Origin of the sequence: Kitasatospora sp. NBC_01287, from assembly GCF_026340565.1 — a bacterium.
GTDB lineage: Bacteria > Actinomycetota > Actinomycetes > Streptomycetales > Streptomycetaceae > Kitasatospora.
Window position 1 is genome coordinate 1,094,499 of the sequence record NZ_JAPEPB010000001.1, and the last position, 12,767, is coordinate 1,107,265.

11 protein-coding genes are annotated in these 12,767 nt (G+C 71.8%); 8 read left to right on the forward strand and 3 right to left on the reverse strand.

What is annotated here, in order from left to right; genetic code table 11:
* Positions 1-46 precede the first annotated feature (46 nt).
* Entirely contained in the window at positions 47-766 is a 720-nt protein-coding gene (locus OG455_RS04400; RefSeq protein ID WP_266290397.1) for a response regulator transcription factor, read from the forward strand.
* Here OG455_RS04400 and OG455_RS04405 read toward each other — a convergent pair.
* The 3 genes from OG455_RS04405 to OG455_RS04415 all read right to left on the reverse strand — a co-directional run bounded on the left by OG455_RS04405 (position 758) and on the right by OG455_RS04415 (position 3,798).
* Entirely contained in the window at positions 758-2,500 is a 1,743-nt protein-coding gene (locus tag OG455_RS04405) for a GAF domain-containing protein (protein ID WP_266290399.1), read from the reverse strand. The two genes, OG455_RS04400 and OG455_RS04405, sit on opposite strands and share 9 nt — an antisense overlap.
* Positions 2,501-2,563: 63 nt before the next feature.
* Positions 2,564-3,025, reverse strand: coding sequence for a universal stress protein (locus OG455_RS04410; RefSeq protein WP_266290401.1), 462 nt, complete (start codon positions 3,023-3,025; stop codon positions 2,564-2,566).
* A gap of 155 nt (positions 3,026-3,180) precedes the next feature.
* Positions 3,181-3,798 carry a TetR family transcriptional regulator gene (locus OG455_RS04415; protein WP_266290403.1) on the reverse strand — a complete coding sequence of 206 codons (618 nt, stop codon included), beginning with the start codon at positions 3,796-3,798 and terminating at the stop codon, positions 3,181-3,183.
* 107 nt (positions 3,799-3,905) lie between these two features.
* Between OG455_RS04415 and OG455_RS04420 the strand changes: the two genes are divergently transcribed.
* The 7 genes from OG455_RS04420 to OG455_RS04450 all read left to right on the forward strand — a co-directional run bounded on the left by OG455_RS04420 (position 3,906) and on the right by OG455_RS04450 (position 12,742).
* A complete protein-coding gene (locus OG455_RS04420) occupies positions 3,906-5,501 on the forward strand; it encodes a CocE/NonD family hydrolase (RefSeq protein ID WP_266290405.1) in 1,596 nt (531 codons plus the stop codon).
* A gap of 28 nt (positions 5,502-5,529) precedes the next feature.
* Positions 5,530-5,976: a DUF6069 family protein gene (locus OG455_RS04425; RefSeq protein ID WP_266290407.1), complete on the forward strand. Its 447-nt coding sequence runs from the start codon at positions 5,530-5,532 to the stop codon at positions 5,974-5,976.
* Positions 5,977-6,370: 394 nt separating this feature from the next.
* The gene (locus OG455_RS04430) at positions 6,371-7,057 is read left to right on the forward strand and encodes a CBS domain-containing protein (protein ID WP_266290408.1); all 687 of its coding nucleotides are present in this window, start codon (positions 6,371-6,373) and stop codon (positions 7,055-7,057) included.
* Positions 7,058-7,371: 314 nt separating this feature from the next.
* Positions 7,372-8,070: a CBS domain-containing protein gene (locus OG455_RS04435; protein ID WP_266290409.1), complete on the forward strand. Its 699-nt coding sequence runs from the start codon at positions 7,372-7,374 to the stop codon at positions 8,068-8,070.
* An 86-nt stretch (positions 8,071-8,156) separates the two neighbouring features.
* Positions 8,157-11,126: a cation-transporting P-type ATPase gene (locus OG455_RS04440; protein ID WP_266290411.1), complete on the forward strand. Its 2,970-nt coding sequence runs from the start codon at positions 8,157-8,159 to the stop codon at positions 11,124-11,126.
* A gap of 305 nt (positions 11,127-11,431) precedes the next feature.
* The gene (locus tag OG455_RS04445; RefSeq protein WP_266290413.1) at positions 11,432-11,713 is read left to right on the forward strand and encodes a dsRBD fold-containing protein; all 282 of its coding nucleotides are present in this window, start codon (positions 11,432-11,434) and stop codon (positions 11,711-11,713) included.
* Positions 11,714-11,740: 27 nt separating this feature from the next.
* On the forward strand, positions 11,741-12,742 hold the full coding sequence (locus OG455_RS04450) for a hypothetical protein (protein WP_266290415.1): 1,002 nt from the start codon (positions 11,741-11,743) through the stop codon (positions 12,740-12,742).
* Positions 12,743-12,767: the final 25 nt, after the last annotated feature.

Consider the following 12,767-nt stretch of genomic DNA (forward strand, 5'->3'; position numbering starts at 1 on the left):
CACACTCGAAGGTGACACGTCCGGATCTGCGGCGGTGGGAGCACCCATGGACACGAGCGAAAGCCGCGATCGGCAGTCCATCCGCGTGTTCCTGCTCGATGACCACGAGGTGGTCCGGCGCGGGGTTCGGGATCTGCTGGAGGCCGAGCCGGACATCGAGGTGGTCGGCGAGGCCGGAACCTGTGCGCAGGCGCTCGCCCGTGTGCCCGCGCTGCGCCCCCAGGTCGCTGTGCTGGACGTCCGACTGCCCGACGGCGACGGGGTGAGCGCCTGCCGGGAGCTGCGCTCCCGGATGCCGGAACTGGCCTGCCTGATGCTCACCTCGTTCGATGACGACGAAGCGCTGTTGGACGCGATCATGGCCGGCGCCGCGGGGTACGTCCTCAAGGATGTCAAGGGCGCCGACCTGGTCACCGCGGTGCGCACCGTCGCCGCCGGCCAGTCCATGCTCGACCCGGCCACCACCACCCACCTCATGGCGAGCCTGCGCCACCACGACGAACCCGACACCGGTCCCGGCCTGGCCGACCTCACCCCCAGGGAGCTGGAGGTGCTGGCCCTGATCGGCAAGGGCGAGACCAACCGCCAGATCGGCCGGGAACTCTACCTGGCCGAGAAGACCGTGAAGAACCACATCTCGCGGATCCTCGCCAAACTGGGCGTCGAACGCCGGATCCAGGCCGCCGTCATCGCCACCAGGCTCGAGCGGCCGGCCCCCGGGGCCGGCGGCTCCCACGGGACGTGGCGCCCTCACAGTTCACCCTGAACCCCGGTCCGGCTCGCCGAGCACGGGCAGCGGCACCCGCCATTCCAGACGCGTCCCACCCGTCGGGCCCGCGACGGCCTGGAACACCCCGCCGAGCCTCGCCGCCCGCTCGGCGAGATTGTCCAGGCCACTGCGGCGCCCGCCCTCCGGCAGGCCGACCCCGTCGTCGGTGACGGTCAGCGCCAGCTCCCCGTTTACGGCCAGCACCACCTCCGCCGATCGGGCCCGGGCGTGCCGGGCGACGTTCGACAGCGCCTCCCCCAGAACGGCCAGCACCTCCTCGGCCAGCGCCGGGGACACCCTGAGGTCGATCAATCCCTGCATCCGCAGTGCCGGGGCGAACCCCAGGCTGGCGGCGGCCCGTTGGACAGCCGCCACCATGTCAGCCCGCAACCCGATGCCGGCCGGGCCGGATTGCCGGGCCCGCAGCCCGAAGATCGTGGACCGGATGGTCTTCACCGTGTCGTCGAGATCATCGATGGCCCGCAGCACCCGCTCGACGGCCTCCGGGTGCTCGATCAGGCGGGCCGCGCCCTGCAGGGTCATCCCGGTCGCGAAGAGCCGCTGGATCGCCTGGTCGTGCAGGTCCCGGGCGATACGGTCGCGCTCCTCCAGCAACGCGACCTGCTCGGAGTCCCGTCGCCGCTCGGCGAGTTCCATCGCCACCGCCGCCTGCCCTGCGAAGCTCGGCAGCGGAGCGCACTCCTCCGCCTCGAACACCGGGCGGCCGGCCGCCCTGGCCAACATCAGCACCCCGCGCACACCGCCCCCGGCCGTACCGATCGGCACCGCCACCGCCGGGCCAAGGCCCTCCCAACGCGGCGGACCCGCGGTGATCCTCGGGTCCTTGCCCACATCGACGCTGGTGACCAGCCCTCCACTGCGGACCGCCGCCCCCACGAAGGAGCCCTCCAGTGGCAGCACCAACCCTCGGTGCGCCTGCGCCTCCGTGCCGACGGCGACCTGGACCTCCAGTTCGTCGGAACCGGGAAGCGGTAGGGCGACGACCGTCAGGTCGGCCCCGGCGATGTCCCCGGCCCGGGCGACCAGCAGTTCCAACACCTCCTCCTGGGAGTGCCCCGACATGAGGCTGTTGGTGAGCTCGCCGGTCGCCAGCAGCCAGCGCTCCCGCAGCTGTGCCTGGGCGTACAGCCGGGCGTTGTCGATCGCCACCCCGGCAGCCACCGCCAGCGTCGCGAGCACGGACTCGTCCTCGGCGTCGAAGTCCCCGCCACCGCGCTTCTCGGTGAGGTAGAGGTTGCCGAAGACCTTTTCCCGGACCCGGATCGGCACCCCGAGGAAGCTGTGCATCGGGGGGTGATGGGCCGGGAATCCGTAGGAGGACGGATGCTCGGACAGCTCTGCCAGGCGCAGCGGTTCGGGGCGGTGGATCAGCTCGCCCAGGAGACCGTGCCCGGCCGGCAGCGGGCCGATCCGCCGGATCTGCTCATCGCTCAGGCCAACCGGGATGGACTGCGACAGCCACTGGTCCTCGCCGATCACCCCCAGGGCCCCGTACTCGGCGTCCACCAGCTCGATCGCGGCCTCAGCGATGTGCTGGAGCACCTGGCCCAACTCCAGCTCTCTCCCCACCGACAGCACCGCCTCCAGCAGGCCGTGCACCCGGTCCCTGGTCCCGCGGGCCATGTCCAGCCGCGCCTGCAACTCGTCCAGCAGGTCGTCCAACTGCAGCTGCGGCACGGGTGAGGAATCCGCTTCGGACGGACGGTCCACCGACATCCTCCCTGCGCTCGTGACGGGGCACCATCACCGGCTGCGCCTCGAGGCACAACGACCTCAGTCGTTGCTCGCCTCACCGGGGCCGCGCACGATGACGACCGGGCAGGAGGCATGCTGCGCGCAGTGCTGCCCGACCGAGCCGAGCAACGCCTGCGCGAATCCGCCGTGGCCGCGGTTGCCCACGACCAGCAGGCGTGCGCCTCGGGCGGCGTCCAGCAGCACAGCGGCGGGGTGGCCCTGGACCACGCGGGTGTGGATCTCCACCGGCCGGTCGGGGCCGATGGCCCGGTCGATGCTTTCGACGAGGGTCCTTCTCGCGTTCTTCTCGTAGTCGAAGACCTCCGCCTGCGGAGGCGTCCAGCCGTACCAGGCGGTCGGGTACTCCCAGACGGCGACCGCCTCGACCACGCCGCCGATCAACCCCGCCTCCCGCACCGCCCACCACAGCGCCGCCTTGGACGGGTCCGATCCGTCGACGCCCACCACGATCCGCGGCGCAGCCGTCACGTCATCAGTCATCGTCCACCGCCTCCGATGCTCGGAAAACCTGTCTCCCACCCTGCCCGGAGGAGCGGGATGCAGCCACTCCAGCGCTGGTCGGCACGCGTCATCCCGATGGACGCGATGAACGGGGAACTTTCGCCGCACCCTTGCCCTGTACCGGACGGGTCCGGTCAGCCCAGCCCCGAGTGGTCACGGAGCGTCGTGGGGAGGGGGTCGGCGAGGTAGTGCTGAATGGTGGGGGCCAGGAGGTCGGTGACGGTGTCGGCGGGGAGGGTGGCGATGTCGCCGACCTGCCAGATGTAGCGGTTCATGACCATGCCGACGATCTGGGTGGCGATGAGGCTGGCGCGCAGGGTGCGTTCGGTGTCGGGCAGGCCGTGGGAGACGACGGCCAGGACCAGTTCGGAGAACAACTGCCGCAGGCGCTGCATGGCGGCGGGCTCCTGGGCGGCTGTGAGGATGATGGAGCGCAGGATCTCGGCGGGGGCAGGGTCTTCCCACAGGCGCAGGGTGGCCTGCACGAACGCGCGTCCGCGCTGGTGCAGGGGCTGTTCGGCCGCGGCGGCCACGGCCGCGCCGAACGCCTCGGGGGGCTGCATGACCGCTTCCAGCAGCGCGGTCTTGCCCTGGAAGTAGTAGTGCACCAGGCCGGGGTCGACGCCGGCGTCCTGGGCGACCGAGCGCAGTGAGGTCGCGGCGTAGCCGCGGGTGGCGAAGGATCTGCGGGCGGCGGCGACGATCTTGTCCGCCTGCTCTCCGCGTTCTCCTCGGGGGCCTCGCCCACTCACACGCTTCACCTTCCGCAGCAGGTCGCCGAGGACCTCCCTTGCCGTCCGCGACAGTTTCATCATACGCTGAAATTAGTTTCCACATGCGATGAAATTAGGAGTTGGTCATGCGCACGTTCAAAGACGAGTGGGTCACGGCGTCCGACGGCGTCCGGATCCGCGTCGATGTGTACCTGCCTGACGGGGACGGCCCGTTCCCCGCGCTGTACGCGGTGGCGCCCTACCAGAAGGACCTGCTGTACCTGCCCGCCGTGTCGATGTTCCGGTACATCGAGACCGGTCCGATCGACTACTGGACCGGGCACGGCTACGCGGTCGTGGTCGGCGACCAGCGCGGCACCGGCAGGTCCGAAGGAGAGTTCGCGCTGTTCGGCCCCGCCGAACAGCGCGACTTCCACGACACCATCGAGTGGATCGCCTCCCTCCCCTGGTCGACCGGCAAGGTCTCGATGATCGGGGAGAGCGCCTACAGCGTGAACCAGTGGCTGGCCGCCGCGCAGCGCCCACCGCACCTGACCTGCGCCCTGATCTACAACGGGTTCACGAACCTCTACCACGACGCGGTCTACCACGGCGGGATCTACTCCATGGGGTTCCTCAACTTCTGGTCCACAGACCACCTCCGCGCCGCCGCCACCATCGGCGGCGGCGCCCCGCCCCGGCCCGGCGGCATCACCACCGACATCATCGGCACGACCCTGGACCGGCCCGTCGTCGACGACTGGTGGGAGCAGCGGGCGGTGAAGGTGGAGGACATCGACATCCCCGTCCTCAACATCGCCTGGTGGTACAGCGTCGGGCTGCACCTGCGCGGTCAACTCGACGGCCACGAGCGCCTCAAGGGCACCGACAAGCGGCTGCTCGTACTCGCCGGCGGCGACAGCCACGAGCGCTACTACCAGACCGAGTTCCTCGACACCTACATCCGCCCCTGGTACGACCACTGGCTCAAGGGCATCGACAACGCCGTCATGGACGGCCCTCCGATCCGTATCCAGGTCGCCAATTCCGGGAGCCGGCCGCGGGAGGAATCCGAATGGCCGCCCCGGCGCGCCGTGCCGACCACGCTCTACCTGCGCCCCGAGACCGCACACGCCGTCGGCTCACTCAACGACGGCAGCCTCAGCACGACCGCGCCCACCCAGGCGGGTGGGCAACCGACCGTCCACGACTACCCCAACCCCGAGTGGACGGTGGGCACCACCGTCATCACCGACGGCATCCCACAACCCACCCGCGGCATCCTCACTTTCACCACCCCACCCTTGGAACACGACACCGAGGTCACCGGGAAGATCACCCTGGTGCTGTACGCGGAGTCCGACCAGACCGACACCGACTTCCACGTCAAGATCTCCGAGCAGAAGGCCGTTCCGAAGCTCAAGGCGGCCCTGATGCGCAAGGTCGCCAAGAACGTGCCGCCACCCTCCGCGATGGTCACCCGCGGCTGGCTGAAGGCCTCCCACCGCACCCAGCCGCCCCAGCCGATCGAGCCGGGGACCGTCATCCGCTACGAGATCGAGATCTGGCCGACCTCCTACCTCTTCCCCAAGGGAAGCCGCATCCGCCTGGAGATCGCCAACGGCGACTCCCCGGTGGCCGACGGCCTGTTCCACCACTACTACGGCCACCAGGTGGGCCGCGATCTCATCCACCACGACGCCGACCACCCCTCCCACCTCGTCCTGCCCGTCATCCGCTGACACCCACTCTTCCCACGGAGCAACCACCATGGCCACCGCATCGTCCTCACCGAGACCATCCGCCCGCCGCCTCACCGACATCCCCGCCCGGGTGCTGCGACCAGCCGCCATCGGTACCGGTCTCCTCGCGAACCTCGCGTACGTGATCGTCCTCACCGACACCGCCGGGTACGACCTCAGGACTCCCGCCGTGTTCGGGCGGCCGGCCCAGTCCATCCTGATCAGCCTGGTGATCGCTGCCTCCGTCGTCCCGACGCTGCTCGGCTGGGGACTGCTGGAACTGCTGGAACGACGCGTCCCACGGCGGGCCACCGCCATCTGGACCTCGCTCGCGGTCCTGGTGCTCGTCGGCGGCCTTCCCTACAACGGCGCCGGTGTCACGACGACCGACCAGTTCCTGCTGGCCCTGATGCACCTGATCGCCGGCGCGGCGGTGATCCCCGCATTCGTGATCACGTCACTGCGCCGGTCCTGACGTCCGGCCCAAGCCGTCCGAGGAACTCGTGGGTGCCATCACAGGCGCCACCGACGACGTCCGCGCCCTCCGTCCACGGCCCTCCAACCGGGCCACCGCATCCAGGGTCGACGCCGGTGCCTCGGCCTCCTCCACGTCTGCCCCCGGGCCGCCGCACCCGCCCCGGAGACCGCCATGACCACGGTTCACCCCGCCCAGGAGGAGATGTTCCGGCAGGAATCCAGGTGGCCAGGTCGCCAGGTCGCCCGGTCGCCCGGTCGCCCGGTCGCCCGGTGGCCCGGTGGCCCGGCAGGGACCGATCGGCCCTGTTCCGCGCCGTGGTGTGGGCGGAGTCTGGGAGCAGGAGGGCGTCGTGCCCTCGGCAGGGATCGACACCCGAGGAGGCGTGAGGGCCATGCAGCACCGCACCGTCCACGACGTGATGACCCAGGGGGTCGTCACCGCCCGGCCCGACACCCCGTTCAAGGAAGTCGCCGGGCTGTTCCACCGCAACGACATCACTGCCGTCCCCGTGGTCGACGACCGGGACCGCCCGCTCGGCATGGTCTCCGAAGCGGACCTGCTCCGCAACGAGGCCGTCCAGCCGGACCCCGCTGGTCACTCCGGCGCAGCCCGCTTGAGCCCTCACGAGCGTGCCCGCGCCGAGGCCGAGACCGCCGGTGCGCTGATGACCAGCCCCGCCATCACCGCCCGGCCCGACTGGAGCATCGTCGAGGCCGCCCGGGTGATGGACCGCGAGAAGGTCAAGCGGCTGCCCGTGGTCGACGAGGCCGGACGACTGGTCGGCATCGTCAGCCGCAGCGACCTGCTGCAGATCTTCCTGCGCCACGACGCCGCGATTCGCGAGGAGATCACCCACGACGTCCTCGGCGAGACGCTGTGGCTGGCCCCCACCGCGGTGGAGGTCACCGTGCACGACGGCGTCGTCAGCCTGACCGGTCGCGTCGAGCAGAAGAGCCTCATCCCGATCGTCGAACGACTCTGCCGCTCCGTCGACGGCGTCGTCGCCGTACACAACGCCCTCGGCCACACCGTCGACGACACCGGCCTCGACGTCGGAAACCCCTCGTCCGCGGCATGATCGGCCCGTTCACCCCCCCACCACTGAGACCCTGCCTCCCGCCGCCGGACAGCACGTCGCGGCACGCCCGGACGCGCGCGTCGCCCGGCGCGGCCGCCACCACGGAGCCCGCGTGCCGCAGCACGGCACCGGGAGGAGCATGGGAATGACGAGAGCACCGACCGTTCGCCTCAGGACAGGCCGCATCGCGGTCCGCGCGGCCGGTGCGCGGCCGGCCCTGCTGGGGACGAATTGCACCGGCCTCGGGACCTTCGGGCCCGGGCAGGCGCGTCGGACCGGCCCGACGCGGGCCGGTCCGACGCGAGGAGGACACCGTGAAGCACCCGCACGTCAGCGACGTCATGACGCACACCGTGATCGCGGTGGGCCGCGACGCGCCGTTCCAGGAGATCGTGGAGAACATGCGCAAGTGGCGGATCAGCGCGCTGCCGGTGCTGGCCGGCGACAGACACGTGGTGGGCGTGGTGTCCGAGGCCGACCTGCTGGCCCGGGAGGAACTCAGGGAGGCCGTCCTGCCCCCGTCGGACCGCGCGACGGACGCGACCCGCCAGCAGCAGGCCCAGGCCGTGACGGCAGGGCAGCTGATGTCGTTCCCCGCGATCACCGTCCACCCCGACGCCACCACGGCCCGGGCCGCCCGCGCCATGGTGCACGCCCGCGTCAAGCGTCTGCCCGTGATCGACTCGGAGGGCCATCTCGTCGGCGTCGTCAGCCGCGGCGACCTGCTCAAGGTCTACCTGCGACCGGACGACGACATCGCGGGCGACGTGCACCGCGCACTGCTCGCCCACCCGTTGCCGGCCGACGCGTCCGGCATCAACGTGGAGGTCGAGGAGGGCCGGGTCACCCTGCGCGGCACGGTCCCGGAGCCCAGCCCGATCGGCGTCCTGGACCTGCTGGCCCGATCGGTACCCGGCGTCGTGGACGTGCGGACCCTCATCAGCGTCGGACCGACCGCGCAGGCCGATGACGGCCGGAGCGCGACCACCCGCGGCAGCGGAGCGACGCAATGACGGTCTACGCCGTCATGGCCTCCCCACCGGTCGTCCCTCCCCGCACCACCGCCCAGCAGGCAGCGGTACGGACGGACTGAGCCGGCATGGCCGACAGGGAGCCGCTCGCGCCGCAGCAGGCCTCGGCGGACAGTGCCGAGCAGCCTGGGTCACCCGACCCACGTGAGCCGCTGTCCGTGCTCCTGCGTGACATGCGGACCTCTCCACAGGGCCTGGCGGCGCGCGAGGCGGCACGCCGGCTGACCGTCTACGGGCCGAACATGCTGGCACGCCGTGGCGGCCGGCGCTGGCCCCGGGAGCTGGCACAGCAGTTCACCCAGCCGCTGGCGCTGCTGCTGGCCCTGGCCGCCGTCCTCGCCGCGGCCACCGGCGCACCGGCGCTCGCGCTGGCGATCCTGGCCGTGATCGTGCTCAACGCCCTCCTGGCCTTCGCGCAGGAGCAGCAGGCCGAGCGGGCGGTGGAGGCGCTGGCCGCGTTCCTGCCCGACCGGGCGGCGGCCGTGCGCGACGGGGTGCGTCAGGAGGTCGAGGCGACCGCTCTGGTGCCTGGTGACGTCCTGGTGGTGGAGGAAGGCAGCCGCATCTGTGCGGACGCCCGGCTGCTGTCGGGCGGGGTGGAGGTGGACCTCTCGGCACTGACCGGCGAGTCGGTCCCGGTGTTCCGGTCGGCCGAGTTCGTCGATGCCTCCGGCCCGCTGCTCCAGGCGCGCGAGTTGCTCTTCACGGGCACGACGTGCACCGGCGGGCAGGCGGTGGGGGTGGTCACCGCCACCGGGATGCACACGGAGCTGGGGCGGATCGCGGCGCTCAGCCAGCGCACGCAGCGCGAGGAGAGCCCGCTGGAGCACCAGGTCAAGCGGGTGGCGCGGCTGATCGCGGTGATCGCGGTGGGCGTGGGTGTGGCGTTCGTTCCGCTGGGTCTGGCCTCAGGGCTGTCGCTGTCGGCCACGGTGGCGTTCGCGATCGGCCTGCTGGTCGCCAACGTGCCGGAGGGCCTGCTGCCCACGGTCACCCTCGCCCTCGCCTCGGGTGTGCGCGCGCTGGCCCGGCGCGGTGCGGTGGTCAAGCGGCTGTCCGCCGTCGAAACACTCGGCTCGACCCGGGTCATCTGCACCGACAAGACCGGAACGCTGACCGAGAACCGGATGCGGGTCACCACTGTCTGGACCCCAGGGGGCGAGAGCGATCTGGGCGACGCCGTTCCCGCCGCTGTGCCGGAGCAGGTCCACCTGCTGGCCGCAGCGGCCGCCGCCTGCACCACTGCGACGTCTGCCGTCCGCGGGGACGGCCACTCCACCGGGGACCCCACCGAACTCGCACTGCTCGACCTCGCCGACCGCCTCGGCGACCTGGCTCCACCCGAACAACGTGACCAACGGCGCCGGGCGATGTTCCGCTTCGACCCGCGGATCAAATTGATGACCACCGCCGACGCCGAGAACGGCGGCGCCTTGGTCCTGCACACCAAGGGCGCACCGGAACAACTCCTCCTCCGCGCCGACGCCGTCCTCGACCGTGGGAACGAGCGCCCGCTCACCCCCGCCGACCGGGCTCAGATCATCCGCACCGTCGGCTCGCTGGCCGAACGCGGGCTGCGGGTCCTGGCGGTCTCCCTGCGTCGCCTACCAGCCGGGCAGCCGCCGCCCGGCAGCCGCGAGGACGCCGAGCAGCACCTCTGCCTCCTCGGGCTGGTCGCCATGGCCGACCCGCCACGCCCCGAGGTCGCCCACGCCATCGAGCTGGCGCACCGGGCCGGGATCACCGTGCACGTGGTCACCGGCGACAACGGCCTGACCGCCGCCGCCATCGCCGCGCGGGTCGGCATCGGCCACCACGGCATGCGCATCGTCACCGGCACCGAACTGGAGGCGATGAGCGAACGCGAACTGGACACCCTGCTCGCCCGCGGCGAGGAGGTGATCTTCGCCCGCTCCTCACCCGAAGCCAAACTGCGGATCGCCGACGCGCTGCGCGCCGCCGGCAACACCATCGCCATGACGGGAGACGGCGTCAACGACGCACCGGCCCTGCGCCGCGCGGACATCGGCATCGCGATGGGCCGGTCCGGTACGGACGTCGCCCGCGAGTCGGCGACCATGGTGCTCACCGACGACAACTTCGCCACCATCGTGGCCGCCGTCGAGGCGGGCAGGCGAACCTACGACAACATCCGCAAGTTCATCGTCTACATCTTCGCCCACGCCGTCCCCGAGGTCGTCCCGTTCCTGGTGTTCGCCCTGGCCGGCGGCATGATCCCACTCCCCCTGACAGTCATGCAGATCCTCGCCATCGACCTGGGCACCGACACCCTCCCCGCCCTCGCCCTGGGCCGGGAGAGGGCCGAACCCGGGCTGATGGACCGCCCGCCCCGCCCGCGCAGCGAAGGCGTCATCCAACCGGCGATGCTCGCCCGCGCCTGGGGATTCCTCGGACTGCTCTCCGCCGTCCTCGTCATGGGCGGCTACTTCCTCACCCTCGGCCGCGGCGGCTGGCACCCGGGCGACCCGACCGGAGCCGGCACCGCACTGCACCACACCTACCAGCAGGCCACCACCGTCACCTGGCTCGGCATCGTCGCCTGCCAGATCGGCACCGCCTTCGCCGTGCGGACCGAACACGCCTCGCTGCGCTCCCTCGGCGTGTTCAGCAACCGCTACCTGCTCGGCGGCATCGCCTTCTCCCTCACCTTCGCCGCCGCCCTCATCTACCTGCCGCCCCTGCACTCCGTCTTCGGCACCGCGGCCCTCACCCCGCTCCAGCTCGCCACCGTACTGCCCTTCCCGTTCGTCGTCTGGGGCGCCGACGAACTGCGCCGAGCCCTGCTGCGCCACCGCACCGGCCAACTCCCCGCACCGCAGCCCGCTCCAACGGCACCTGCTCTCCCCGAACCCGCAACCGGCACAAACGGCCACCACCAGCTGGCCGTGCTGCTGGCCCGCCACGGCTGGAGTGCCCACCGGCTCTCCCGTGCCCTGGACGTGAGCGAACACACGGCCGCCGACATCGTCGCCCACGCCCACCGGGTCGGCGCCGAGCACGGTCGGCGAGCACCGTGACCAAACCGGACGGGCCCGTCCGGCCACCGACGAGGGCCGGATGGCCCAAGCCGGCGAGGCTCCGGCAGGGCAGGCTGGAGGCGGCGGCGAGTGAAGGAGGCGGTTGTCATGCCGAAGGCCAGAGTCACGATTGTGCGGCGGTGCGAACACAGGGTGTCCGAACACTCCCCCTTCGTCAGCTACGAGAACCGGCACACCGCCACCGATCTACCCTCGGCGATCGCCGGCCACCGGTTCCCGGCACCGATCCGCACCCGCTCGCGCGACGGCGCCCCGGGCTGGCAGACGGAAGGATGTACCTGGCCATGAACGAGCGCACCACGACCCAACCGGCACGCACCAAGCAGTGGACCCTGCGACTCGACATCTTCGAGGAGGGCGACGTCACCAAGGTCCACGCCGTTCTCGACACCGGCGACAACACACTGCACAGTCAGACGGCTGCGCAACGCAACCCGCACGACGACCCCGTCCCCGAGATCGGCGATGAGTACGCGGCCGGCCGCGCCCTCCTCGACCTCGGCCGGCAACTGATCAACGCCGGCCGGGCCGACTCCTGGACGGACGACTCCACCCCGCACGACTGACTTCCTGTCGGCCTGGACGGACTCACCATGACCATGCAAGCCCTCACCCCCGACGAGCTACGGCTGTTGGCCGAGGCCGGTGGAGCGGCGCCGTCGCTGCACAACAGCCAGCCCTGGCTCTTCCGACCGACCCCCGATGCCCGAGGCCTGTGCCTGTCCAGCGATCCCCGGCGGGCCGTACCCCTCACCGACCCCGACGGCCGGGCCCTGCACATCTCGCTGGGCGCGGCCCTGTTCAACCTGCGCCTCGCCGCCGTCCACCTCGGACGGGAGCCGGACGTGCACCTGTTTCCCGACGGAGACGACCCGCACCTGGTCGCCTTGCTGGACCTCTCCGAGCCCGCCGCCGTCCCACACCCCTACGGCCGGGACCTCTATCCGGCGATCACGCAGCGCCGCTCCAGCCGCCAGCCGTTCGCCAACCGCGACATCCCCGAGACGGTACTGGGCGAACTGATGGCGGCGGCCCTCGACGAGGGCGTGGTGCTGTCCCCACTGGAAGAGGACGGAGTGCGCCGGGTCCTGTCACTGACCGCCCAGGCCGAACAGCGCACCGACACCGACCTGGCCCGGATGGCCGAGACCCGCAGCTGGCTCCGGCCGGAGCAGCCCGCGACGGACGGCATCCCGCAAGCCGCGCTCGGGCCGCAGGACCACGAGGCCCATGTGCCCATGCGCAGCTACACCGGCCGGCCGTCGACCGACGCCACCCGATCCCAGCGCTTCGAGGCGCTGCCCCAGCTGGCCACCCTCACCACCCACGCCGACCTGCCGGCCGACTGGCTGCGCGCCGGACAAGCCCTGGAACGCGTGTGGCTGCTGGCGACGGTCCGAGGCCTCCGCGCCTCGGTCCTGCACCAGGCCGTCGAGTGGCCCGACACGCGCTGGGGCCTGCGCGACCCGGCCGAGGGGCCCGGCCACGTCCAGCTCGTCCTGCGCCTGGGATACGGGCCGCCCGGATCCCCCACACCCCGCCGTCCGGTCAGCGAGACGCTGGACCTGGGCATCCGCCAGAACACGACGGTGTGAGTGAGCCACGTTCCACCCCACGGTC

Excerpts from the sequence above, each read along its gene's own strand:
- OG455_RS04400 (WP_266290397.1), top strand. The coding sequence starts at position 47 with ATGGACACGAGCGAAAGCCGCGATCGGCAGTCCATCCGCGTGTTCCTG.
- OG455_RS04410 (WP_266290401.1), bottom strand. The coding sequence starts at position 3,025 with ATGACTGATGACGTGACGGCTGCGCCGCGGATCGTGGTGGGCGTCGAC.
- OG455_RS04420 (WP_266290405.1), top strand. The coding sequence starts at position 3,906 with ATGCGCACGTTCAAAGACGAGTGGGTCACGGCGTCCGACGGCGTCCGG.
- OG455_RS04425 (WP_266290407.1), top strand. The coding sequence starts at position 5,530 with ATGGCCACCGCATCGTCCTCACCGAGACCATCCGCCCGCCGCCTCACC.
- OG455_RS04430 (WP_266290408.1), top strand. The coding sequence starts at position 6,371 with ATGCAGCACCGCACCGTCCACGACGTGATGACCCAGGGGGTCGTCACC.
- OG455_RS04440 (WP_266290411.1), top strand. The coding sequence starts at position 8,157 with ATGGCCGACAGGGAGCCGCTCGCGCCGCAGCAGGCCTCGGCGGACAGT.
- OG455_RS04445 (WP_266290413.1), top strand. The coding sequence starts at position 11,432 with ATGAACGAGCGCACCACGACCCAACCGGCACGCACCAAGCAGTGGACC.
- OG455_RS04450 (WP_266290415.1), top strand. The coding sequence starts at position 11,741 with ATGACCATGCAAGCCCTCACCCCCGACGAGCTACGGCTGTTGGCCGAG.